This window comes from Limnohabitans sp. (assembly GCF_023910625.1).
Lineage (GTDB): Bacteria > Pseudomonadota > Gammaproteobacteria > Burkholderiales > Burkholderiaceae_C > Limnohabitans_A.
Genome location: NZ_JAAVVW010000003.1, coordinates 80,792 through 102,865 on the forward strand (window position 1 = coordinate 80,792; position 22,074 = coordinate 102,865).

At 60.3% G+C, this 22,074-nt stretch carries 22 protein-coding genes and 1 pseudogene; 3 read left to right on the forward strand and 20 right to left on the reverse strand.

Annotation, left to right across the window (positions count from 1 at the left end):
- Nucleotides 1–41: 41 nt before the first annotated feature.
- Nucleotides 42–218 carry a hypothetical protein gene (locus tag HEQ17_RS03260; protein WP_296291272.1) on the reverse strand — a complete coding sequence of 59 codons (177 nt, stop codon included), beginning with the start codon at nt 216–218 and terminating at the stop codon, nt 42–44.
- A 254-nt stretch (nt 219–472) separates the two neighbouring features.
- On the opposite strand from HEQ17_RS03260, the gene HEQ17_RS03265 reads away from it, so the two are divergent.
- Nucleotides 473–1,090, forward strand: a complete 618-nt coding sequence (locus HEQ17_RS03265) for a helix-turn-helix transcriptional regulator (RefSeq protein ID WP_296291273.1) — start codon at nt 473–475, stop codon at nt 1,088–1,090.
- 32 nt (nt 1,091–1,122) lie between these two features.
- Here the strand turns inward: HEQ17_RS03265 and lysS are convergent, their stop codons facing one another.
- Complete coding sequence (gene lysS, locus HEQ17_RS03270; protein ID WP_296291274.1) at nt 1,123–2,700, reverse strand: lysine--tRNA ligase; 1,578 nt, start codon at nt 2,698–2,700, stop codon at nt 1,123–1,125.
- A gap of 329 nt (nt 2,701–3,029) precedes the next feature.
- Here lysS and HEQ17_RS03275 point away from each other — a divergent pair, with 329 nt between their 5' ends.
- Nucleotides 3,030–3,578: a YggT family protein gene (locus HEQ17_RS03275; protein WP_296291275.1), complete on the forward strand. Its 549-nt coding sequence runs from the start codon at nt 3,030–3,032 to the stop codon at nt 3,576–3,578.
- A gap of 71 nt (nt 3,579–3,649) precedes the next feature.
- Here HEQ17_RS03275 and accD read toward each other — a convergent pair whose 3' ends face one another.
- The 18 genes and pseudogenes from accD to HEQ17_RS03365 all read right to left on the reverse strand — a co-directional run bounded on the left by accD (nt 3,650) and on the right by HEQ17_RS03365 (nt 20,834).
- Nucleotides 3,650–4,522, reverse strand: a complete 873-nt coding sequence (accD, locus tag HEQ17_RS03280) for an acetyl-CoA carboxylase, carboxyltransferase subunit beta (RefSeq protein ID WP_296291276.1) — start codon at nt 4,520–4,522, stop codon at nt 3,650–3,652.
- Nucleotides 4,523–4,617: 95 nt separating this feature from the next.
- A complete protein-coding gene (gene trpA / locus HEQ17_RS03285; RefSeq protein WP_296291277.1) occupies nt 4,618–5,427 on the reverse strand; it encodes a tryptophan synthase subunit alpha in 810 nt (269 codons plus the stop codon).
- A gap of 10 nt (nt 5,428–5,437) precedes the next feature.
- A complete protein-coding gene (gene trpB / locus HEQ17_RS03290) occupies nt 5,438–6,721 on the reverse strand; it encodes a tryptophan synthase subunit beta (RefSeq protein ID WP_296291278.1) in 1,284 nt (427 codons plus the stop codon).
- Between the two features lie 34 nt (nt 6,722–6,755).
- A complete protein-coding gene (locus tag HEQ17_RS03295) occupies nt 6,756–7,433 on the reverse strand; it encodes a phosphoribosylanthranilate isomerase (protein WP_296291279.1) in 678 nt (225 codons plus the stop codon).
- A complete protein-coding gene (gene truA / locus HEQ17_RS03300; protein ID WP_296291280.1) occupies nt 7,430–8,215 on the reverse strand; it encodes a tRNA pseudouridine(38-40) synthase TruA in 786 nt (261 codons plus the stop codon). Before truA ends, HEQ17_RS03295 begins: the two co-directional genes overlap by 4 nt.
- Before the next feature lie 81 nt (nt 8,216–8,296).
- The gene (asd, locus tag HEQ17_RS03305) at nt 8,297–9,454 is read right to left on the reverse strand and encodes an aspartate-semialdehyde dehydrogenase (protein ID WP_296291281.1); all 1,158 of its coding nucleotides are present in this window, start codon (nt 9,452–9,454) and stop codon (nt 8,297–8,299) included.
- Nucleotides 9,455–9,704: 250 nt separating this feature from the next.
- Nucleotides 9,705–10,790, reverse strand: coding sequence for a 3-isopropylmalate dehydrogenase (gene leuB / locus HEQ17_RS03310; RefSeq protein ID WP_296291282.1), 1,086 nt, complete (start codon nt 10,788–10,790; stop codon nt 9,705–9,707).
- Between the two features lie 71 nt (nt 10,791–10,861).
- A pseudogene (locus tag HEQ17_RS03315) lies at nt 10,862–11,138 on the reverse strand (hypothetical protein); the annotation flags it as partial.
- Between the two features lie 144 nt (nt 11,139–11,282).
- Nucleotides 11,283–12,344: a Fic family protein gene (locus HEQ17_RS03320; RefSeq protein WP_296291283.1), complete on the reverse strand. Its 1,062-nt coding sequence runs from the start codon at nt 12,342–12,344 to the stop codon at nt 11,283–11,285.
- A gap of 87 nt (nt 12,345–12,431) precedes the next feature.
- A complete protein-coding gene (gene leuD / locus HEQ17_RS03325; protein WP_296291284.1) occupies nt 12,432–13,085 on the reverse strand; it encodes a 3-isopropylmalate dehydratase small subunit in 654 nt (217 codons plus the stop codon).
- 20 nt (nt 13,086–13,105) lie between these two features.
- A complete protein-coding gene (gene leuC / locus HEQ17_RS03330; RefSeq protein ID WP_296291285.1) occupies nt 13,106–14,557 on the reverse strand; it encodes a 3-isopropylmalate dehydratase large subunit in 1,452 nt (483 codons plus the stop codon).
- Between the two features lie 250 nt (nt 14,558–14,807).
- Nucleotides 14,808–16,106 carry a citrate synthase gene (locus HEQ17_RS03335; RefSeq protein ID WP_296291286.1) on the reverse strand — a complete coding sequence of 433 codons (1,299 nt, stop codon included), beginning with the start codon at nt 16,104–16,106 and terminating at the stop codon, nt 14,808–14,810.
- A 42-nt stretch (nt 16,107–16,148) separates the two neighbouring features.
- Nucleotides 16,149–16,424: a succinate dehydrogenase assembly factor 2 gene (locus HEQ17_RS03340; RefSeq protein WP_296293660.1), complete on the reverse strand. Its 276-nt coding sequence runs from the start codon at nt 16,422–16,424 to the stop codon at nt 16,149–16,151.
- A gap of 31 nt (nt 16,425–16,455) precedes the next feature.
- Nucleotides 16,456–17,160 (reverse strand): succinate dehydrogenase iron-sulfur subunit, encoded by a 705-nt coding sequence (locus HEQ17_RS03345; RefSeq protein ID WP_296291287.1) that lies wholly within the window; start codon nt 17,158–17,160, stop codon nt 16,456–16,458.
- 63 nt (nt 17,161–17,223) lie between these two features.
- Nucleotides 17,224–19,029 carry a succinate dehydrogenase flavoprotein subunit gene (sdhA, locus tag HEQ17_RS03350; protein ID WP_296291288.1) on the reverse strand — a complete coding sequence of 602 codons (1,806 nt, stop codon included), beginning with the start codon at nt 19,027–19,029 and terminating at the stop codon, nt 17,224–17,226.
- Between the two features lie 53 nt (nt 19,030–19,082).
- On the reverse strand, nt 19,083–19,451 hold the full coding sequence (gene sdhD, locus HEQ17_RS03355) for a succinate dehydrogenase, hydrophobic membrane anchor protein (protein WP_296291289.1): 369 nt from the start codon (nt 19,449–19,451) through the stop codon (nt 19,083–19,085).
- 40 nt (nt 19,452–19,491) lie between these two features.
- The gene (gene sdhC / locus HEQ17_RS03360; protein WP_296291290.1) at nt 19,492–19,923 is read right to left on the reverse strand and encodes a succinate dehydrogenase, cytochrome b556 subunit; all 432 of its coding nucleotides are present in this window, start codon (nt 19,921–19,923) and stop codon (nt 19,492–19,494) included.
- 128 nt (nt 19,924–20,051) lie between these two features.
- A complete protein-coding gene (locus HEQ17_RS03365; protein ID WP_296291291.1) occupies nt 20,052–20,834 on the reverse strand; it encodes a GntR family transcriptional regulator in 783 nt (260 codons plus the stop codon).
- A 239-nt stretch (nt 20,835–21,073) separates the two neighbouring features.
- Here HEQ17_RS03365 and HEQ17_RS03370 point away from each other — a divergent pair, with 239 nt between their 5' ends.
- Entirely contained in the window at nt 21,074–22,060 is a 987-nt protein-coding gene (locus HEQ17_RS03370; protein WP_296291292.1) for a malate dehydrogenase, read from the forward strand.
- The last annotated feature ends 14 nt before the right edge of the window (nt 22,061–22,074 follow it).

Consider the following 22,074-nt stretch of genomic DNA (forward strand, 5'->3'; position numbering starts at 1 on the left):
CGCCCCACTAGGTACATCGTTCCATTAAAAACCAATGCATATTAGGCGACACCGAGGTCGAACTTGTCAGTCTGCGTAGCGCCGCTGGCCACCCCCGTCTGGCCGCTGGTGAACTCGATCGTTTCAACAACGACCCATGCGGGGCTGGGGCATGCGGGCAGCCTGAAACTGACTTTATTAAAATAATTACGTTTTATATCTAATAAATGCAAAAGCATGTTATTATTGCAATTAATCATTAATTAAGTCTAACAAAAGTCGAAATCGAGACATTCGAATGAGCCCCCCGGTCAATGACATCAGGCAAATTGACAAAACCGTTCATGTCAACAGCCAGCCATGACCAAAGCCAGCCTCAGTCGGCCACGCAAACCCGGCAAGACATTCAGGTCAGGGTGGCCGTCACCGTCGGCATCAACCCCCCCCTGCATTCTTGAAGCGGTCGAGATGCGTTTTTTTGAAGGTGTTATTCATGTCAGACCATGATTCTTGGCCAGGGTGCCTGGTGGTTTATCACTCGCACCCTGACGTTGGCAGAGCCATTGCTTCGATGTTCAGCGACAAGCTGCCGGGTTTGCGGGTGGTGTCGGCGACGAACATCGGCGACATTTTGCATTTGTCGTTGCAATACAGCCCCACCTGGATTTGGGTGGATACCTGCACCGACGCAGAGCAAATAGAGCAGTTCCGCATGTTCAGATCGGTGTGCCCCGGCCTGCGTTTTGTGGGGTTTGGTGGTGGCGACGATCTTGCGGCCACGCGGCTCAAGCTGGGCTGGGGCAAGGACGATTTGTTGTTTGGCGAGCTGGTGCCCTGGGATAAGTTGGCCGCGAGTTTTGCCTCTTTGGGCCTGATGGCCCCAGGCGATCAGGGCCAGACCTTGCAGGCGGTGAAGTTGACGCGCCGCATGTCACAGCTTTTGATTTTGCTGCAGTCCGGCATGGCCAATCAGGCCATTGCCCAAAAACTGGGCATTTCCGAGCACACCGTCAAAGTCCATTTTTGTCGTCTTTACGAACGTTTGGGCGTGAACAACCGTTTGCAGGCTTTGCACAAAGCCCAGTTGCTCGGGCTGATCGCCGGGCGCTGAACAGAGCCTGGGGCTGGGGGCGGGTGGGCCGCTTATTCCTGCACGTGCCGCAGCGCCGGGAACAAGATCACGTCGCGGATGCTGGCGCTGTCGGTCAGCAGCATCATCAGGCGGTCAATGCCGATGCCACAGCCGCCAGCAGGGGGCATGCCGTATTCCAATGCACGCACAAAGTCGTGGTCGTAGTACATGGCTTCGTCGTCGCCATCGTCTTTGGCGGCCACTTGTGCGTGAAAGCGTGCGGCCTGGTCTTCGGCGTCGTTCAGCTCGCTGAAGCCGTTGCCGAACTCGCGGCCGGTGATGTAGAGCTCAAAGCGCTCGGTCACTTCGGGGCGGGTGTCGTTGGCGCGGGCCAGTGGTGAGATTTCTGTGGGGTGTTCCATGATGAAGGTGGGCTCCCAGAGCTTGTCTTCCACGGTTTCCTCAAAATAAAACACCTGCAGGCTGGCCAGGCTGCGGGTGGACAGTTTGTCCTTGGCTTCGTTCATGCCCAGTTTTTTGAGGGCGTTGATCAGCCATTCGGCATTGTCCACCCGTGCGCCTGTGCCGGTTTCACATGCTTCGCCAGCTTCGGTGTATTTCACGATCGCTTCGCGGATCGTCATGCGGGCGAAAGGCTTGTTCAGGTCCACCGGCTTGCCGTTGTAGGTCAAGTCCAGGGTGCCCGCAGCGGTCATGGCCGCGTTGCGGATCAGGCTTTCGGTAAAACCCATCAGGTCCTGGTAGTTCCAGTAGGCTGCATAAAACTCCATCATGGTGAATTCGGGGTTGTGGCGCACCGAGATGCCTTCGTTGCGGAAGTTGCGGTTGATCTCGAACACACGTTCAAAACCGCCCACCAACAAGCGCTTGAGGTAGAGCTCGGGCGCGATGCGCAAGAACATTTCTTGCTCCAGCGCGTTGTGGTGCGTGATGAACGGCTTGGCGTTGGCACCGCCGGGGATGGGGTGCAGCATGGGCGTTTCGACTTCCAGAAAGCCGTGCTGGACCATGAACTCGCGGATGCCGCTGACGGCCTTGCTGCGGGCCACAAAGCGCTTGCGGGCGGCTTCGTCGGTCATCAGGTCCACGTAGCGCTGGCGGTACTTCACTTCTTGGTCGGCCACGCCGTGGAACTTGTCGGGCATGGGGCGCAGGCTCTTGGTGAGCATGCGGATGCTGGTGGCGTGGATGGACAGCTCGCCTGTGCGGGTCTTGAACAAATGACCCTCGACGCCCACGATGTCGCCCAGGTCCCAGTGCTTGAACAGGGCATACAGGTCTTCACCCACGTCGTCGCGGGTCACATAGACCTGGATGCGGCCCGTGGCATCTTGCAACGTGGCAAAGCTGGCCTTGCCCATGACGCGCTTGAGCATCATGCGGCCCGCCACTTTGGCGGTGGTTTTGGCCACACCTTCGCCGTTCAAGGCTTCGGCGTCTTTGTCGCCGTGGGCTTGGTGCAGGTTGGCGGCGTGGTGCTCGGGCTTGAAGTCGTTGGGGAAGGCCACGCCTTTGCCTTCGGCCTGCGCCTGGCGCATGGCTTTGAGTTTTTCGCGGCGCTCGGCGATCAGTTGGTTGTCATCTTGCGGGGCGAGCGCGGTTGGGGCGTTGGCGTTTGTGTCTGGCATGGCGGGTGGTGGTTGGGCTGGGTGCGCGGGGCACTTGAGTCGGGGTTGCCGGCAGAGTCTGGCGGCAGCGCCAAAGTGCAAAGCGGTCTATTTTAAGAGTTTGCGGGCGGCTGGGGGCCTGGGTTGCCAGATGACGATGCCCCAGGCTGAGGCGAGCGCTTTGCGGGGGCCGCCCCTGTCGCCGATCAGCTCCAGCCGCAGCAGGGGCTTTTGCCGGGCCAGCAGAGCGCCAGGGAGCAGCACCGTGCCCAATGGGAAAAGGGGCAGTGCCGTCGTGGCGTTCTGGCTTGAGGGCATCTGGGTATCATTGCACGAGCAGGAGGATGTCAATGCTGTTTCAAATGGTCAGTTTGGTGCTGGAGGTGTTGGCTGGTTTGGTGGCGGGCACCTGCTTGCTGAGGTTTTTGATGCAGTGGCAGCGCATTTCTTTCCACCAGCCGTTGGGCCAGTTTGTGTTTGCGGTGACCGATTGGTTGCTCTTGCCGCTGCGCCGGGTGATCCCGCCATGGTCGGCCTGGGATTGGTCGAGTCTGGTGGGCGCTTTCCTTGTCAAATTGGTGCAGTACTCGCTGTTGTGGCTGTTGGCAGGCGGGCAGGGGGCTTTGGGCTTGCTGCCCCTGGTGAGCCTGGTGGGCATGGCCCAGTTGGTGGTGTCGGCCCTGAGCGCACTGGTGCTGGTGTTGGCGGTGATGTCTTGGGTGAACCCTGGCTCACCCATGTACAGCCTGGTGGCGCGCTTGAGTCAGCCTTTTTTGCGGCCTTTCCAGCGGGTGGTGCCTTTGGTGGGTGGGGTGGATTTGTCGCCCATCGCCTTGTTGGTGGTTTTGCAGTTGATTGGCATGGTGTTGGCATCGCTGCAAATGAACGGCTTGCCATGAGTCGTTGAAGGCTTTGCCACAAAAACAAAGGCCCTCCAAGGAGGGCCTTTGTTTTTGTGGCGTGGGCCAGCTTAGCTGACCGCGTCTGCTGACTGGCGCTGGAGCATGGCCAGGGTGCTGGCGATGGTTTTGCGCAGTTGTCGGCGGTCGCAGATGAAATCCACAGCACCCTTGGTTTGCAGGAACTCGGCGCGCTGAAAGCCTTCGGGCAAGGTCACGCGCACGGTGCTTTCAATGACGCGGGGACCGGCAAAGCCGATCAGGGCTTTGGGCTCGGCAATGACCACGTCGCCCAAAAAGGCAAAACCGGCCGACACGCCACCCATGGTGGGGTCGGTCAGCACGCTGATGTAGGGCAGGCCTTTTTTGGCCAGGCGGGTCAAGGCGGCATTGGTCTTGGCCATTTGCATGAGCGAGAGCAGGCCTTCTTGCATGCGGGCACCGCCCGTGGCCGTAAAGCACACAAAGGGCACTTTTTGTGCGATGGCGGCTTCGACGCCGCGCACGAAGCGCTCGCCCACCACCGAGCCCATGGAGCCGCCCATGAAGTCGAATTCGAAGCAGGCCACCACCAGGTTGATGCTGTGCACCGCGCCGCCCATGACCACCAGGGCATCGGTCTCGCCGGTGTTGTCCATGGCCTCTTTCAGGCGCTCGGGGTACTTGCGGCTGTCCTTGAATTTGAGGGGGTCCACCGGCAGAACTTCCTGGCCGATTTCGTAGCGGCCTTCGCCGTCCAGAAAGACGTTCAGGCGGGTGCGGGCACCGATGCGCAGGTGGTGCGAGCAATTGGGGCAGACATTCTGGTTTTCTTCGAGGTCGGTTTTGTACAGCACCGTCTCGCAACTGGGGCACTTGACCCACAGACCTTCAGGAATTGTGCGTCGCTCAGCCGGGTCGGTGTGCTGGATTTTTGGGGGGAGCAGTTTTTCGAGCCAGGACATCAGGGAGTCTCCTTGTGCTGCCAATTATCGTTGAAACGGTCGGGTTGGCCCCTGACCCGTGAGGGGCATCGGGTTCGCAGACCGGGCTCCGTCGCTCAGGCATCGAGCGCCTGACGGATGCCTTGTAAAAATTCACCGGCCACGGCGTTGATGCGGTCTGCCGGGGCGGCATCGATGAGTTGAATCAGGCGTGAGCCGATCACCACCGCATCGGCCACTTTGCTGATGGCCTTGGCGGTTGCTGCGTCGCGGATGCCGAAACCCACACCCACCGGTACACTGACGTGCTGGCGGATGCGCGGCAGCATGGCTTCGACGGCGTCGGTGTCCAGCGTGCCAGAGCCGGTCACGCCTTTGAGCGACACGTAATACACGTAGCCGCTGGCCACTTTGGCCACTTGCTGCATGCGCTCGTCGGTGCTGGTGGGGGCCAGCAAGAAGATCAGGTCCATGCTGTGGGCACGCAGTTTGGCGGCAAATTCCACGCATTCTTCGGGCGGGTAGTCCACGATCAGCACGCCGTCCACCCCGGCAGCCGAGGCATCGCGGATGAAGCTGTCGGGGCCGTGCTTTTGGTCGTAGCGCTCCACCGGGTTGGCGTAGCCCATCAGCACCACGGGGGTGTGGCTGTTGGTTTGGCGGAACTCGCGCACCATGGCCAGCACCTGCACGGTGCCAATGCCCAGAGCCAGCGCTTTGTCGCCCGCTTTCTGGATGACCGGGCCATCGGCTGACGGGTCCGAAAAGGGCACCCCCAGCTCGATGATGTCAGCCCCGGCCTGGGCCATGGCGTGCATCAGCGGTACGGTGGTGTTTTTTTGGGGGAAACCTGCCGTCACGTAAGGGATCAGGGCTTTGCGGCCTTGGGCTTTGAGGGCGGAGAGGGTGGCGTCGATGCGGCTCATGTTTCAGCCCTCACTTCACAAAGTTCACAGGCTGCTCGGCACCTTTGACCGACTGGCCTTGGCAGCTGGGGCGGCAGAAAAAGTCGGCGTTCGACAAGTCGGCCACGGTGCCGATGTCTTTGTCGCCACGGCCCGACAGGTTGATCAAGATGGACTGGTCAGGGCGCATGGTTTTGGCCAGCTTCATGGCATAGGCCACGGCGTGGCTGGATTCGAGGGCGGGGATGATGCCTTCGGTACGGCACAAATAGTGGAAGGCTTCGAGCGCCTCTTTGTCGGTGATGCCCACGTATTCAGCGCGGCCAATGTCTTTGAGGAAGGCGTGCTCGGGGCCGACGCCGGGGTAGTCCAGGCCTGCGCTCACGCTGTGGGTTTCGGTGATCTGGCCGTTGTTGTCTTGCAAGATGTAGGTGCGGTTGCCGTGCAACACGCCGGGGCTGCCCAGTTGCAGCGAGCAAGAGTGCTTGCCCGAATCCATGCCTTCGCCTGCGGCTTCCACGCCGATCAGACGGGTGTTTTCGTGCGCAATGTAGGGGTAGAAGATGCCCATGGCGTTGCTGCCACCGCCCACGCAGGCGATGACCGCATCGGGCTGCTGTTCGGCCATTTGCAGGCTCTTGAACATCGCGGGCATTTGCGTGAGGCACTCTTGCCCAATCACGCTTTGGAAATCGCGCACCATCATGGGGTAGGGGTGGGGGCCTGCCACGGTGCCGATGATGTAAAAGGTGTTGTCCACATTGGCCACCCAGTCGCGCATGGCTTCGTTCAGGGCGTCTTTCAGGGTTTTGCTGCCCGACTCGACGGGCACCACGGTCGCACCCAGCAGCTTCATGCGGTAGACGTTGGGGCTTTGGCGCTTGACGTCTTCGCTGCCCATGTACACCACGCATTCCAGCCCGTAGCGGGCGCAGATGGTGGCGGTGGCCACGCCGTGCTGGCCTGCACCGGTCTCGGCAATGATGCGCGGCTTGCCCATGCGCTTGGCGAGCATGGCCTGGCCGATGGTGTTGTTGATCTTGTGCGCGCCGGTGTGGTTGAGGTCTTCGCGTTTGAGGAATATTTGTGCGCCGCCCATCTCGCGGCTCATGCGGGCGGCGTGATAAACCGGTGAGGGGCGGCCCACAAAGTGCGCCAGCTCGGATTTGAATTCGGCAATGAAGGCCGGGTCGTGCTGGTATTGGGCGTAGGCGGCCTTCAGCTCATTGATGGCGTGGGTCAGGGTTTCGCTGACAAAGCTGCCGCCATAGATGCCGAAATGGCCTTTGGCATCGGGTTGTTGGTAGTCGTACATGGCAATTGGGGCCGGGGTTCAACCCGGAAAAAATTCAAAGGAGGTCAGCATCGGCCGCTCGCACGGCGGCCACGAATTGCTGGATTTTTTGGGCATCTTTCAGGCCCTTGGCGGCCTCGATGCCGGAGCTCACGTCAACGGCCAGAGACAGGCCGTGTGAGCGCAGCGCCCGAATGCCGTCGCCCACGTTTGCAGGTGTGAGTCCACCAGACAAAACGAGGTGAGCATTGACGCTTGTTGGCAGGAGTGACCAATGGAATGTTCTTCCGCCGCCGCCGTATCCGTCGACATGGGCGTCGAGCAAGAGGGCGTGGGCTTGTTGGTGAAGGAGCGCAAATTCTAGCAAGTCGAAGTCGGCCACCTCGGACAGGGGGATTCGGGCCGCTTTGAGGTGCGGGCGGCCCGTGAGCCGCGTCATGGCCGCGCAAAATTCTGGTGTTTCATCGCCGTGAAACTGCAACCAAGCCCCCGGCACGGCCTTGCACGCTGCCTGGATGCGCTCGGCCGTGTCGTTGACGAACAGCAAAACGGGCAGCGCAAAGGCGGGCAACAGCCGGGCCAGCTCGGCAGCCCGTTCGATGCTCACGCTGCGCGGGCTGGGGGGGTACAGCACAAAACCAATGGCATCGGCCCCTGCGGCGCAGGCCGCCAGCACGTCGGCTTCGCGGGTGAAGCCGCACATCTTGATGCGGGTGCGTTGTTGCGGGTTCATGGCAACCAATCCAAAGCAGGGGTGGCGTCGGGCAGGCCCCATTCTGCGCTGTAAATCGGCCCGGCAAAGTACAGGCCGGCGGGCGAAAACGTGGGGGCGGCGGCATCGCGGCTTTGGGCATGCAGCACCTCGCGCATCCAGTCTGGCGACTGCAGGCCCTGGCCGATGGTGACCAGGCAGCCCATGATGTTGCGGATCATGTGGTGCAAGAAGGCGTTGCCCTCAAATTCAAAGCGCCAATAAGCGCCGCGTCGGCTGATCTGGATGTGGCGCAGCGTTTTGACGGGGGACAGCGCCTGGCAGCTGCTGGCCCTGAAGGAAGAGAAGTCGTGTTCGCCCAGCAGGTGCTGGCTGGCCTGGCGCATGGGCGTTTCGGCCAGGGGGCGGTACACCCAGCCCACCCGACCCGCCTCCAGGCTGGGGCGCACAGCCGAGTCGAGCAGCACATAGATGTAGCGCCTGCCGATGGCGCTGCCCCGGCAATGGAAGCTGCCTGGCACCACTTGCGCCCATTGCACCGAAATGTCGCAGGGCAAATAACGGTTGGTGCCGCGCACCCAGGAATGGGCGTCGCGTTCGATCTCGGTGTCAAAGTGGACCACCTGCATCAGGCCGTGCACCCCGGCGTCGGTGCGGCCAGCGCACAGGGTGCTGATGCGAGGCACATCGGCAAACTGGGCCAGGGCTTTTTCGAGCTTGTCCTGGATGGTCAAACCCGTGCTTTGGCTTTGCCAGCCTTGGTAGGCCGTGCCTGAATAGCAAATACCCAGCGCCAGTCTCATGGTGCAGGCCTTGGAGGTGTCCGGGTCATGAACAGCCAAGGCCAGGTGTTCGGTACGCTGGACACGCAGGGCATGCAGACCTCAAGCGTCCAGCAAGATGCGCAACATGCGGCGCAGCGGCTCGGCCGCGCCCCACAGCAGTTGGTCACCGATGGTGAACGCGCCGACGTACTCAGGGCCCATGGCCAGCTTGCGAACGCGGCCCACCGGAATGGTCATGGTGCCGGTCACCGCCACGGGGGTCAGGTCTTGGAGGGTGGCTTCGCGGGTGTTGGGCACCAGTTTGACCCATTCGTTGTCGGCGGCGATCATGGCTTCGATGTCGGCCACGGGCACGTCTTTTTTGAGCTTGAAAGTCAAAGCCTGGCTGTGGCAGCGCATGGCGCCCACGCGCACGCAAAAACCGTCCACCGGGATGGCCGCAGAGCCAAATGCCTCACCCAGCCCCAAGATTTTGTTGGTTTCGGCCATGCCTTTCCACTCTTCTTTGGACGTGCCCCAACCGGGTTCATCCCGGTTTTTGCCAATGCCCAGGTCCTTGTCGATCCAGGGGATCAAGGAGCCGCCCAGAGGCACGCCAAAGTTGGCGGTCTCAGTCGCAGTCAGGGCGCGCTGCTTGGCCACCACCAAGCGGTCAATTTCCAGAATCGCGCTCTTGGGGTCGTCCAGCAAGGCTTTGACTTCGGCGTTCAGGGTGCCGTATTGGGTCATCAACTCGCGCATGTGCTGCGCGCCGCCGCCGGAAGCCGCCTGGTAAGTTTGGGTGCTCATCCACTCGACCAAGCCGGCTTTGAACAAGGCGCCCACGCCCATCAGCATGCACGACACGGTGCAGTTGCCACCCACCCAGTTGTTGCCACCGTGGGCCAGGGCGTTCTTGATCACGGGCATGTTGACCGGGTCGAGGATGATCACGGCGTCTTTTTCCATGCGCAGGGTCGATGCGGCGTCGATCCAGTGGCCTTTCCAGCCGGCAGCGCGCAGTTTGGGGAAGACCTCGGAGGTGTAATCACCGCCTTGGGCGGTGATGATGATCTCGCAACGCTGGAGTTGCTCGATGTTGAAGGCGTCTTGCAGCGTGGCTTCGTTCTTGGCCATCGCGGGGGCTTTGCCGCCGGCATTGGATGTGGAAAAGAACAGGGGCTCGATCAGGTCAAAGTCTTTTTCCTGAATCATGCGGTCCATCAACACCGAGCCGACCATGCCGCGCCAGCCGACCAAACCTACTAACTTGCTCATTTCAACGCCCTTTCAGTTTTAAAAACAGTGTTTGACCAGGCTGTTTGCCCGGCTCGTCTGGCCGGGGAGGGCGCACGACGAACCAGGCCGGATCAGCCCTTAATGGTCGTGGTTTTGGTGGGGGTTGCACGCGCGCCAACTGCTGCCGTGGTGGCACAAGCGAAGTTCGGGTTGAACAGGCGGGCGTGGAACATGGCCGAAATTGTAATGGATGCTGCCTGCGGTATTTCTGACAGCGCCCGTGTTGGTTTTAAGCCAGAGCCTTGACCACCGCATCACCCATTTGCGCGGTGCCCACTTTGGTGGTGCCTTCGCTCCAGATGTCGCCGGTGCGCAGGCCTTGGGCCAGCACTTTTTGCACCGCTGATTCGATGCGCTCGGCGGCTTCGCCTTGGTTCAAGCTGAAGCGCAGCATCATGGCGGCTGACAAGATGGTCGCCAGTGGGTTGGCGATGCCTTTGCCCGCGATGTCGGGGGCGCTGCCGTGGCTGGGTTCGTACAGACCTTGGTTCTTGGTGTTCAGGCTGGCCGAGGGCAGCATGCCGATGGAGCCCGTCAGCATGGACGCTTCGTCACTCAGGATGTCGCCGAACATGTTGCCGGTGACCACCACGTCAAAGCGCTTAGGCTCTTTGACCAGTTGCATGGCGGCGTTGTCCACATACATGTGGTCCAGCGCGATGTCGGGGTACGCTTTGCCGACTTCGGTGACCACGTCTTTCCAGAACTGGAAGGTCTCGAGCACGTTGGCTTTGTCCACGCTGGTCACGCGGCCCTCTTTGCCAGCGGCTTTGCGCTTGCGAGCGGCCTGAAAAGCCACGTGCGCGATGCGCTCGATCTCGGGCTTGGCGTAGCGCATGGTGTCAAAGGCTTCTTCGGCGCCGGGGAAATGGCCATCGGTGGCGATGCGGCGGCCGCGTGGCTGGCCGAAGTAAATATCGCCCGTCAGCTCGCGGATGATCAGGATGTCCAGACCGGAGATCAACTCGGGCTTGAGGCTGGACGCGCCCACCAGTTGCTGGTAGCAAATGGCCGGGCGGAAGTTGGCGAACAGGCCCATGTTTTTGCGCAGGCCCAAAATGGCTTGTTCGGGGCGCAGCGGGCGGTCGAGCGTGTCGTATTTCCAGTCGCCCACCGCACCAAACAGCACGGCGTCAGACGCCATGGCCAGCTTGAGCGTGGCTTCGGGCAGGGGGTGGCCATGCGCGTCATAAGCCGCGCCGCCGACCAGGGCGGTTTCCATCTCGAACTTCAGGTCGAGGACGTTCAAAACTTTGACGGCTTCGGCGACGATTTCGGTGCCGATGCCATCACCGGGGAGGACTGCGATTTTCATGTTGAGAGGCGAGCAGGCTCGCAAGAGAGTAAAAAACTGGAAGTGAATCGTTATTTTAGGTGGACACCACCTCAAGCGGACGATGTGAATTTCACCTCAAATTGCAAGAAATCGGTCAGCCGCTTTGATTCTGCAACGTCATCGTGCGGCACGAGCAAGTAGCGCCAAGGCTTGCTACCCACTGATGCCGTGTGGTCAGACGCATGTTTACACCAGCGCGACGCAGCCACTGCCTTGGCTTGAACCACTTCAATGCATCGCGCTCCAGGATGACTGCGAAGCGCCGTTCGGTGTCCGAGTCAAACTTTTGCAGTGGTGTAGCTGTTAGTTGAACTTTGAGGCGAATAAGGCTGCCTCAAACTGATGGGGGTTGAGGTCAACTTGCGAGTCCACCAAGGTGGAAGCGAGTGACTCAACAGAGTCGCCCGCCGTCCGGCGTGTGATTAGCCACGCGTAGTATTGGCTTGGGTGTGGCGTCAGAACTTGGGCCATTCAGCTCTTTCCCTCAGATTGGATTTGTGTCCACTTGGCGCTTCGGCCTTTGCCCATGGGTGCAATCAGCCCCTCTGCTTTCATGGCGCGCAGCACCATGCGCACTGTGTCACGACTGATGCCGGGGCAGGCTTCTTCGATGTCGGTGATGGAGAAGGGCAGTTGGCGTTTGAGAATTTCAGCGCGAACACGGTCACCCTTGGCTCCGCGTCCTCGCTCGATGGTGCCTACACGTTCCTCAAACTCTTTGTAGGCGCGCAGCAGCGCACCCCAAAAGTAATCGAGCCATGGTGCAATGTTGTGCTCGCCCTCGTGCCAACCTTGCGAGCTGGTTTCTAGCGTTTCGTAATAGCTCTCTTTCGATTCTTCGAAGATGCGTTCCAAGCTGATGAAGCGACCGACTGCATAGTCAAAGTGATACAGCAGCTGCAAGGTCAGCAGGCGCGCCATGCGGCCATTGCCATCTGGAAAGGGGTGAATGGAAAGAAAGTCGAGAACAACCAAAGGCACCAGCACCAGCGGATCGGCCAGATGTTGGTCCAGAGCCGTTCTGTAGCGCGCCATCATGTCCGTCATCGCCATGGGCGTGAGATGTGCCGCGACGGGCCTGAAGCGAATGCGCGAGCTGCCATCGGGGTGACGCTCGATGATGTCATTGTTCGTGGCTTTCCAATGCCCGCCCGGTTGAGGCATGTAGCGATACAGCATGCTGTGCAGCTGCAGGATGGTGCCCTCTGAGAAAGGCATTTCCTCACCGCTTTCGTGGATCAATCCCAGCGCATCGCGATAGCCCGCCACTTCTTGCTCTGATCGGCTTTGCGGCGTCGCATTTTTGAGCACCAGCGACTTTAGGCGATGTGGGGCGACCACCACGCCCTCAAGGCGGTTGGACGATTCGGTTGATTCAACGACAGCAACCTGTCTTAGGTCACTCAAGACCTCGGGTGACTGCGCGACAAAAAGTTGTTGCTTGCCCCTGTATTCCCCCAAGGCGCGCAGTGTTGCCAACTGCTGCGCATCAAAGCGCAACTTGGCAAGAAAGTCAGGCAGCAAGGAGTGCATCCAATAGCATTCAAAAATAAAAGAATGAGGGGATGCTATCGCAAAATTGGGGTATTCAGATCAATGAATACCCCAATAAATGGCCAATTACCCCATTTGGGCGGTGTGTGCCAACCAAGGCTTGCTGGCCAGGCGCTCGGCTTCAAAGGCCTTGATCTTGTCGGCGTGGCGCAGGGTCAGGCCAATGTCGTCCAGGCCGCCCAGCAGGCAGTACTTGCGGAAGGCCTGCACCTCGAAGGGGATCTCTTCGCCTTGAGGGCGAACGACCACTTGGCGCTCCAGGTCCACGGTGAGTTCGTAGCCGGGGAAGGCGGCCACTTCGTTGAACAGCAGGTCCACCGTGGCCTCGGGCAAGACGATGGGCAGCAGGCCGTTTTTGAAGCAGTTGTTGAAGAAGATGTCGGCAAAGCTGGGCGCGATCACGCAGCGAAAGCCGTATTGGTCGATGGCCCAGGGGGCGTGTTCGCGGCTGGAGCCGCAGCCGAAGTTTTTGCGGGCCAGCAGGATGCTGGCGCCTTGGTAGCGCGGCTGGTTCAACACAAAGTCGGGGTTGGGCTTGCGGTCGGACTCGGGCACGCCGGGCTGGCCGACATCCAGGTAGCGCCATTCGTCAAACAGGTTGGGGCCAAAGCCCGTCTTGCGGATCGACTTGAGGAACTGCTTGGGGATGATGGCGTCGGTGTCCACGTTGGCGCGGTCCATGGGGGCCACGATGCCTTTGAGGAGGGTGAATTTTTGCATGTTGTGGTTCCTCGAACGCTTCAGGCGAATTTGCGAACGTCAACGAAGTGACCGTGGATGGCCGCAGCAGCCGCCATGGCGGGGCTGACCAGGTGGGTGCGGCCACCCGCACCCTGACGGCCTTCAAAGTTGCGGTTGCTGGTCGAGGCACAGCGCTCGCCGGGCTCCAAGCGGTCGGCGTTCATGGCCAGGCACATGGAGCAGCCGGGCTCGCGCCACTCAAAGCCTGCGGCCTTGAAGATCTCGTGCAGGCCTTCTTGTTCGGCTTGCACTTTGACCAGACCCGAACCGGGCACGACCATGGCCAGCTTGACGCTCTTGGCCACTTTCTGGCCGAGCTTTTTGACCACGGCAGCGGCCTCGCGCATGTCTTCGATGCGGCTGTTGGTGCAAGAACCAATAAAAACTTTGTCGATGGTGATGTCGGCCAAGGCCTTGCCGGGCTGCAAGCCCATGTAAGTCAGCGCGCGCTCAATGGCGTCGCGTTTGACGTCGTCCTTTTCTTTGTCGGGGTCGGGCGTGTGGCCGTCGATGCCCAGCACCATTTCGGGCGAGGTGCCCCAGGTGACTTGAGGCACGATGGTGCTGGCATCGAGTTCGACCACGGCGTCAAAGTGCGCGCCGGGGTCGGACTGCAAGGTCTTCCAGTACGCCTGGGCTTGCTCCCATTCGGTGCCGCCAACAAATTGGCCGGTTTTGGGGTCGGTGCCTGGCGAGAGCAAGCGGCCTTTGACGTAGTCGATGGTTTTGTCGTCCACCGCCACCAGGCCCGCACGCGCACCGGCTTCGATGGCCATGTTGCAGACGGTCATGCGGCCTTCCATGCTCAAGGCACGGATGGCTGAGCCTGCGAATTCGATGGTGTAGCCGGTGCCGCCCGCAGTGCCGATTTGGCCGATGATGGCCAGCACAATGTCTTTGCCGGTGACGCCTTTGGCCAGCTTGCCTTCGACCTGGATGAGCATGTTTTTGGCTTTTTTGGCCAAGAGCGTTTGGGTGGCCATGACGTGCTCGACCTCGGAGGTGCCGATGCCGTGGGCCAGTGCGCCAAACGCGCCGTGGGTGGAGGTGTGGCTGTCGCCGCAGACCACGGTCATGCCGGGCAGGGTGGCACCGTTTTCAGGGCCAATGACGTGCACGATGCCCTGGCGTTTGGACAGGAAGGGGAAGAAAGCGGCCGAGCCGCATGCCTTGATGTTGGCGTCCAGCGTGGTGATTTGTTCTTTGCTGATCGGGTCGGTGATGCCGTCGTAGCCCAACTCCCAGCCGGTGGTGGGGGTGTTGTGGTCGGCAGTCGCCACGATGGAGCTGACGCGCCAGACTTTGCGACCGGCTTGGCGCAGGCCTTCAAAGGCTTGGGGGCTGGTGACTTCGTGCACCAAGTGGCGGTCGATGTAGAGGACAGAGGTGCCGTCTTCTTCGGTGTGGACGACGTGTTCGTCCCAGATCTTGTCGTAGAGGGTACGGGGCATGTGCTTCCTTGCTGTGCAGCCTGCCATTTTATGCGGTTCGCATGCTTTCTTTGTCACCCTTGCACGTGACCGATCCAGCTTTGCGTGGGCTTGTGGCGGTAGCGCCGTCGCCCGCCAGGCCTCATCAGTCGCTTCGCGCCAGCAAATCGGCCTGCCGGGCCACGGCACTGCCACCACAAGAGTGCATCGACAACACAAAAACGTAAAAAAGCCCGCACAAGGCGGGCTTTGGGGTGCCGGTTTTAGCCGATCAACGTTGCACGTCGCGGCGCACAGAGCCGGTGAACAGTTGTCGTGGACGGCCGATTTTGTACTCGGGGTCGCCGATCATTTCGTTCAGTTGGGCGATCCAGCCGACCGTGCGGGCCAAGGCAAAAACACCGGTGAACAGGTTCACGGGAATGCCGATGGCGCGTTGCACGATGCCGGAGTAAAAATCCACGTTGGGGTATAGCTTGCGGCTGACGAAGTAGTCGTCTTCTAGCGCAATCTTTTCCAAGGCTTTGGCCAGTCTGAACAGCGGGTCATTTTCCAGGCCGAGTTCTTTCAGAACTTCGTCGCAAGTTTCTTGCATCAATTTGGCGCGGGGGTCGTAATTTTTGTAAACGCGGTGACCAAAACCCATGAGCTTGACGCCAGAATTTTTGTCTTTGACCTTTTCCATGAATTCGCCGACTTTGGAGATGCCCCCCATTTTCTGGATGTCTTCCAGCATGTTCAGGCAGGCTTCGTTGGCGCCGCCGTGGGCAGGGCCCCAGAGGCAGGCCACACCCGCAGCAATGGCGGCAAATGGGTTGGTGCCGGATGAGCCGCACAGGCGAACGGTGGAGGTGGAGGCGTTTTGTTCGTGATCGGCGTGCAGGGTGAAGATGCGGTCCATGGCGCGTTCGAGCACGGGGTTGACCACGTAGTCTTCGCAGGGGGTGCCGAACATCATGCGCAGGAAGTTGCCCGCGTAGGACAGGTCGTTGCGGGGGTACATGTAGGGCTGGCCCACGCCGTATTTGTAGGCCATGGCCACCAGGGTGGGCATTTTGGCGATCAGGCGAATCGCGGCAATGTGGCGGTGCTCGGGGTTGTTGATGTCGGTGCTGTCGTGGTAGAAGGCCGACAAAGCACCAATCAGACCGGTCAAGACGGCCATCGGGTGGGCGTCACGACGGAAGCCGCGCAGAAAGAACTGCATTTGCTCGTTGACCATGGTGTGGTTGTTCACCAACTTGTGAAAGTCTTTGCTTTGCTGGCCGACGGGCAATTCACCGTTCAAGAGCAAGTAGCAGGTGTCCAGATAGTCCACCTTGTTGGCCAACTGCTCGATGGGGTAACCACGGTACAGCAGCTCGCCTTTGTCGCCATCGATGTAGGTGATGGCGGATTGGCATGAGGCCGTCGAGAGGAAACCCGGGTCATAGGTGAACATGCCGCTTTGCCCGTACAGCTTGCGGATGTCAATGACGTCGGGGCCGATGTTGCCGGAGTAAACAGGCATCTCGATGCTGGGGCTGCCATTGGAGAACGACAGAGTGGCTTTGTTGTCAGCGAGTTTCATGGTGGGTTTCCTCTAGGTTGGCGGGTTTGAGCCTTGCCAGGCTCAGGCTCTCAGCATGTCCAGGACTTCGCACACCTCTTGAGTGCTGATCTCGGGCTGCAGCGCCTTGCGGCGCAACAGCAAGTCCATGAGATCGTTGTCTGACAGGTCCATCAGCACGTACATGCCTCGGGCCTGGCCTACCGTCAAGCCGTCTGCATGGCGGTTGAAGAAGCGTTCGATGAACAAGTCGTTTTCGAGCAGGCCGCGACGGCTGCGCCAGCGCAGCTTGCTGAGTGACCGCTCGCTCAAAGGCGCTTGGCGGTCAGCGCCAACCAGTGACGCGTCTTCAAGAACAGGGGAGACGGCATCAGGCAGCGCGGCGCAACATCATTTCTTTGATTTTTCCGATGGCCTGGGTGGGGTTCAGACCCTTGGGACAGACATCGACGCAGTTCATGATGGTGTGGCAGCGAAACAGACGGTAGGGGTCTTCCAGGTTGTCCAGGCGCTCGGCGGTGGCTTCGTCGCGGCTGTCGGCAATGAAGCGGTAGGCTTGCAGCAAACCGGCCGGGCCCACGAACTTGTCTGGGTTCCACCAGAAGCTGGGGCAGGCGGTTGAGCAGCTGGCGCACAAGATGCACTCGTACAAACCGTTCAGCTCGTCACGCTCTTGCGGGCTTTGCAGACGCTCGGTCTCAGGCGGAATGGTGCTGTTGATCAAATAGGGCTTGATCGAGTGGTACTGCTTGAAGAACTGGGTCATGTCCACGATCACGTCTCGGATCACGGGCAGGCCGGGCAGGGGCTTCAAAACGATGGTGCCGGGCAGGGTGTTCATGTTGGTGAGACATGCCAAGCCGTTTTTGCCGTTGATGTTCATCGCGTCCGAACCGCACACGCCTTCGCGGCAAGAGCGACGGAACGAAATGGTGGGGTCCACGGCTTTGAGTTTCATCAAGGCGTCGAGCAGCATGCGCTCGTTGCCGTCCAGCTCCACCTGGAGGGTTTGCATGTATGGCTTGGCGTCCTTGTCGGGGTCGTAGCGGTAGATCTGAAAAGTGCGTAGGTTCATGAAAGAACTCCTGGTGTATTCGGGTGATGGACCGCCACAGAGGGTGAGCGGTCCAGACAATCTTTAGAACGTGCGAACCTTGGGTGGCACAGAGTCCACTGTCAGGGGCTTGAGCTTGACGGGCTTGTAGGTCAGGCTGTTGGAAGCGCTGTGCCACAGGCTGTGTTTCATCCAGTTGGCGTCGTCGCGACCCAATGGGGCCACGGCGTCGTCCACTGGACGTTCGTAGTCGCTCACGGTGTGGGCACCGCGGCATTCGCGGCGGGCAGCGGCAGACACCATGGTGGACTGAGCGGCTTCGATCAAGTTTTCCACTTCCAGGGCTTCAATGCGGGCGGTGTTGAACACTTTGGACGTGTCCTTCAGGCCAATGGCATTGACACGCTCTCGGATGGCCGCAATTTTTTGCACGCCTTCGTCCATGGAGGCTTGGGTGCGGAACACGCCAGCGTGTTGCTGCATCGCAGCCCGCATGTCGTTGGCCACGTCCTGGGCGTATTCACCGCCACGGCCTTCGAGCTTGTTCAAGCGCTCGAGCGTGCGGTCTGTGGCGTCGGCGGGCAGGTCTTTGTGCGACTTGGTTTTGGAGGCGAAGTCGACAATGTGGTTGCCCGCAGCGCGGCCAAACACCAGCAAATCTAGCAGCGAGTTGGTGCCCAGGCGGTTGGCACCGTGCACCGATACGCAGGAGCATTCGCCCACGGCATACAGACCATTGACCACCGCGTTGTGGTCGGATGCAGTCTGGGTGACCACTTGGCCGTTGATGTTGGTCGGGATGCCGCCCATTTGGTAGTGAATGGTGGGCACCACCGGGATCGATTCTTTGGTGATGTCAACGTTGGCGAAGTTGACGCCGATTTCGTACACCGAGGGCAGGCGCTTGTGAATGGTTTCGGCGCCCAGGTGGTCGAGCTTGAGCAGCACGTAGTCCTTGTTGGGGCCGCAGCCTCGGCCTTCCTTGATTTCCTGGTCCATGCAGCGGGACACGAAGTCACGCGGGGCCAGGTCTTTCAGGGTGGGCGCGTAGCGCTCCATGAAGCGCTCGCCGTTGCTGTTGAGCAAGATCGCGCCTTCGCCGCGGCAGCCTTCGGTCAAGAGCACGCCAGCACCGGCCACGCCGGTGGGGTGGAATTGCCAGAACTCCATGTCTTCCAGGGGAATGCCCGCACGCGCTGCCATGCCCAGGCCGTCACCGGTGTTGATGAAGGCGTTGGTGGAGGCCGCGTAAATGCGGCCTGCGCCACCGGTGGCCATCAGCACAGTCTTGGCGTGCAAGACGTGCAGGTCGCCGGTTTCCATCTCCAGGGCGGTCACGCCCACCACGTCGCCTTCGGCGTCGCGGATCAGGTCAAGGGCCATCCACTCCACAAAAAAGCTGGTTTTGGCGGCGACGTTTTGCTGGTACAGGGTGTGCAGCATGGCGTGGCCGGTGCGGTCAGCCGCAGCGCAGGCGCGTTGTACGGGCTTTTCACCGTAGTTGGCGGTGTGTCCGCCAAAGGGGCGCTGGTAAATCGTGCCGTCCGGGTTGCGGTCAAACGGCATGCCCATGTGCTCCAGGTCATAAACGACCTTGGGCGCTTCGCGGCACATGAATTCGATCGCATCTTGGTCGCCGAGCCAGTCGGAGCCTTTGACGGTGTCGTAGAAGTGGTAGTGCCAGTTGTCGTCAGACATGTTGCCCAGCGAGGCACCGATACCGCCTTGGGCCGCCACGGTGTGTGAGCGGGTGGGGAATACTTTGGACAGTACGGCGACATTCAAGCCCGCACGAGCCAATTGAAGCGAGGCACGCATGCCCGAACCACCGGCGCCGACGATCACGACGTCAAACTTGCGGGTGGTGATTTTGTCTTGGGTATAGCTCATGGTTTAACTTGGTTGGTGTGATTTCAGCGCAAGGACAGGCGAGGGCTGCCGGGTTACAGACGCCACAGGGCCTGAACAGCCCAGCCGGCACAGCCGACCAGCCAGACGAGGGTGAAGACGTGCAAGGCCAGCCGCAAGGCCAGGGGCTTGATGTAGTCCATCCAGATGTCACGCATGCCGACCCAGACGTGGTAGAGCAAGGCGATGATGACGGTGAAGGTCAGCACCTTCATCCACTGCGATGCAAAAATGCCCGCCCACTCTTCGTAGCCAATGGGGCCGGAGGTGAAGATCACTTGGGCCAGCAGGACCACAGTGAAGAGAGCCATCAGGACGGCGGTCACACGTTGGGCCAGCCAGTCGCGAAAGCCATAGCCAGCACCGGTCACGATGCGTTTGGAGCCGTAATTCACGGACGACATAGGTCAGTTTCCTTGTTGTTTTGAGTGATGGGCGGGGAAATCAGTACAGGCCAAACAGCTTGGCGGCCAGCACGGCAGTCAAGCCCAAGCTCAGCACCAAGGTGGCCACGGCAGAGGACTTGCCGAATTCTTTGGTCACGGCGTGGAAAGCGTCCATGTAGATGTGGCGCACGCCAGCGATGAAGTGGTGCAAATAAGCCCAGATCAGCGCCAGGGCCAACAACTTGAAGAACCAGCCGGGCACAAAGCCGATGCCGATGCCAAAAGCGGCTGAGAGCTTGGCATAGGAGATTTCGGACGTGATGGAGTGGTCAAACAACCAGATGAACAGGGGCATCAGCAAGAACATCAAGAAACCGCTGATGCGGTGCAGGATAGAGACGATGCCAGCGGCAGGCAGGCGGTACGAGGGCAGGTCTTTCAGGGCGTTGATGTTGCGGAATTCAGGCCGCTTGCGGACGAGTTCGGTCATGTGGGTACTTTCTGGGTGTAACGCGTTCGTGTTGTAGATAACAAGCCGTTGGATTCTATTGCAATGCAGCAAACTGACGTGAGCATTTCAGCGACAGTCTTCTGCAAGACGTTGAAGGCGGCTTTCTGTCAGTTCAAATCGTTGTGGTAATGGTGTTTGTCGGTGCGGTAGAGGCCGCGCCGCAGCTCCATCGGGGTGTCTTTGTAGGTGTAGGCAATGCGCTCCACACTGAGCAAGGGCGTGTTGGGGGGCAGTTGCAGCAATTCCCTTTGGGGCTGGTCGGGTAACACGGCCCGGATTTTTTCTTCGGCACGCACCATGCGAACACCGAACTCGGTTTCAAACAAGGCGTACATGGGGCCGTGGTAATCGGCCAAGCGCTCGGCCGTCAAGCCCTTAAAAGGGGTGGCCGGCAACCACAAGTCTTCCAAGATGGTGGGCACGTTGACAAACGAAAGAACTCTGCGCACTTGCAGCACGCTGTCGCCAGAGCGCAACGCCAGTGCGCGCGCGATTTCGGCTGGGGCGCGCAAGCGTTTGCAGTCGACGATCTCTCGCTGTGCGGGGCCTTCGGTGTTCAGGTCACCCTGATCGGGCACCAGTTTCAAAAACCGGTACTGCACCTGGTGCTCGGCGTGGGTGGCGACAAAGGTGCCTTTGCCTTGCTTGCGGATCAGCAGGTGCCCGCTGGCCAGCTCATCGATGGCTTTGCGCACGGTGCCCTGGCTGACCCTGTAACGCACGGCCAACTCCATTTCGCTGGGAATCGATTCGCCGGGTTTCCATTCACCGGCCTGCAGGCTTTGCAGGATCAAGCCCTTGATCTGCTGGTACAGCGGGCTGAACGCAGCAGTAGCGGCCAGTAATTCGGCAATCGCAGGGGCTTCGGTGGGTGGCAAAGTGGTGTTCATGGGCGAGAGCTTGACCAGCTGGTCAGTTGGCAGTCAGGTGCCAGATCTTATCTTATATAAGACATAAGACAAATTGACGATTCAGGGTTTTCGCGGGTACACTCACGGGCTGTTTGCTTGCGCTTTCGGCTTTCGCCATGAGGCTGGGTGCGTGGGTCCGGTACGCCGGACGGCCTTGCCGACATCGGTGTCGGCATGGGACCGTGCCCCTTGTTTTCAACACTTCGGAGTTTTTCACCATGAGCAAAAAGCCCGTCCGCGTTGCCGTCACCGGCGCAGCAGGTCAAATCGGTTACGCATTGTTGTTCCGCATCGCCTCGGGCGAAATGCTGGGCAAAGACCAGCCCGTTATCCTGCAGTTGCTCGAAGTGCCCGTCGAAGGCCCGCAAAAGGCCCTCAAGGGTGTGATGATGGAACTCGAAGATTGCGCGTTCCCCTTGTTGGTCGGCATGCAAGCCCACGGCGACCCGATGACCGCTTTCAAAGATGTGGACTATGCATTGCTGGTGGGCTCTCGTCCACGCGGCCCCGGCATGGAGCGTGCCGAGTTGCTGGCCATCAACGGTGCCATCTTCACCACGCAGGGCAAGGCCCTGAACGCTGTCGCTTCGCGCAACGTCAAAGTGCTGGTCGTGGGCAACCCTGCCAACACCAATGCCTACATCGCCATGAAGGCCGCGCCTGATTTGAAGCCCGGCAACTTCACCGCCATGCTGCGTTTGGACCACAACCGTGCCCTGTCGCAAATTGCTGCCAAGACTGGCAAAGCCGTGGCCGATATCGAAAAACTGTGCGTCTGGGGCAACCATTCGCCCACCATGTACGCCGACTACCGCTTTGCCACCATCAAAGGCGAGTCGGTCAAGGCCATGATCAACGACCAGGAATGGAACGCCAACGTGTTCTTGCCCACCGTGGGCAAGCGCGGCGCGGCCATCATCGAAGCGCGGGGCCTGTCCTCGGCTGCCTCGGCTGCCAACGCGGCCATCGACCACATGCGCGACTGGGCGCTGGGCACCCACGGCAAGTGGGTCACCATGGGCATTGCATCGCAAGGCTGGTACGGCATCCCCAAAGATGTCATGTTCGGCTTCCCCGTCACTTGCGATAACGGCGAGTACAAAGTGGTTGAGGGTCTGGACATCGACGCCTTCAGCCAAGGCTGCATCGACAAGACACTGAAAGAGTTGATCGACGAGCAGGCGGGCGTGGCGCACCTGATCTGATTTTTGAGCCTGGA

Bases quoted from the DNA above. Each gene is read 5' to 3' on its own strand.
- truA (WP_296291280.1), bottom strand. From the start codon at position 8,215: ATGAGACTGGCGCTGGGTATTTGCTATTCAGGCACGGCCTACCAAGGC.
- sdhA (WP_296291288.1), bottom strand. From the start codon at position 19,029: ATGAGCTATACCCAAGACAAAATCACCACCCGCAAGTTTGACGTCGTG.
- HEQ17_RS03265 (WP_296291273.1), top strand. From the start codon at position 473: ATGTCAGACCATGATTCTTGGCCAGGGTGCCTGGTGGTTTATCACTCG.
- leuB (WP_296291282.1), bottom strand. From the start codon at position 10,790: ATGAAAATCGCAGTCCTCCCCGGTGATGGCATCGGCACCGAAATCGTC.
- HEQ17_RS03320 (WP_296291283.1), bottom strand. From the start codon at position 12,344: ATGCACTCCTTGCTGCCTGACTTTCTTGCCAAGTTGCGCTTTGATGCG.
- leuC (WP_296291285.1), bottom strand. From the start codon at position 14,557: ATGCCCCGTACCCTCTACGACAAGATCTGGGACGAACACGTCGTCCAC.
- sdhC (WP_296291290.1), bottom strand. From the start codon at position 19,923: ATGACCGAACTCGTCCGCAAGCGGCCTGAATTCCGCAACATCAACGCC.
- HEQ17_RS03295 (WP_296291279.1), bottom strand. From the start codon at position 7,433: ATGAACCCGCAACAACGCACCCGCATCAAGATGTGCGGCTTCACCCGC.
- HEQ17_RS03370 (WP_296291292.1), top strand. From the start codon at position 21,074: ATGAGCAAAAAGCCCGTCCGCGTTGCCGTCACCGGCGCAGCAGGTCAA.
- HEQ17_RS03365 (WP_296291291.1), bottom strand. From the start codon at position 20,834: ATGAACACCACTTTGCCACCCACCGAAGCCCCTGCGATTGCCGAATTA.
- sdhD (WP_296291289.1), bottom strand. From the start codon at position 19,451: ATGTCGTCCGTGAATTACGGCTCCAAACGCATCGTGACCGGTGCTGGC.
- trpA (WP_296291277.1), bottom strand. From the start codon at position 5,427: ATGAGCCGCATCGACGCCACCCTCTCCGCCCTCAAAGCCCAAGGCCGC.
- HEQ17_RS03345 (WP_296291287.1), bottom strand. From the start codon at position 17,160: ATGAACCTACGCACTTTTCAGATCTACCGCTACGACCCCGACAAGGAC.
- HEQ17_RS03335 (WP_296291286.1), bottom strand. From the start codon at position 16,106: ATGAAACTCGCTGACAACAAAGCCACTCTGTCGTTCTCCAATGGCAGC.
- leuD (WP_296291284.1), bottom strand. From the start codon at position 13,085: ATGCAAAAATTCACCCTCCTCAAAGGCATCGTGGCCCCCATGGACCGC.
- HEQ17_RS03275 (WP_296291275.1), top strand. From the start codon at position 3,030: ATGCTGTTTCAAATGGTCAGTTTGGTGCTGGAGGTGTTGGCTGGTTTG.
- lysS (WP_296291274.1), bottom strand. From the start codon at position 2,700: ATGCCAGACACAAACGCCAACGCCCCAACCGCGCTCGCCCCGCAAGAT.
- trpB (WP_296291278.1), bottom strand. From the start codon at position 6,721: ATGTACGACTACCAACAACCCGATGCCAAAGGCCATTTCGGCATCTAT.
- accD (WP_296291276.1), bottom strand. From the start codon at position 4,522: ATGTCCTGGCTCGAAAAACTGCTCCCCCCAAAAATCCAGCACACCGAC.
- asd (WP_296291281.1), bottom strand. From the start codon at position 9,454: ATGAGCAAGTTAGTAGGTTTGGTCGGCTGGCGCGGCATGGTCGGCTCG.
- HEQ17_RS03260 (WP_296291272.1), bottom strand. From the start codon at position 218: ATGCTTTTGCATTTATTAGATATAAAACGTAATTATTTTAATAAAGTC.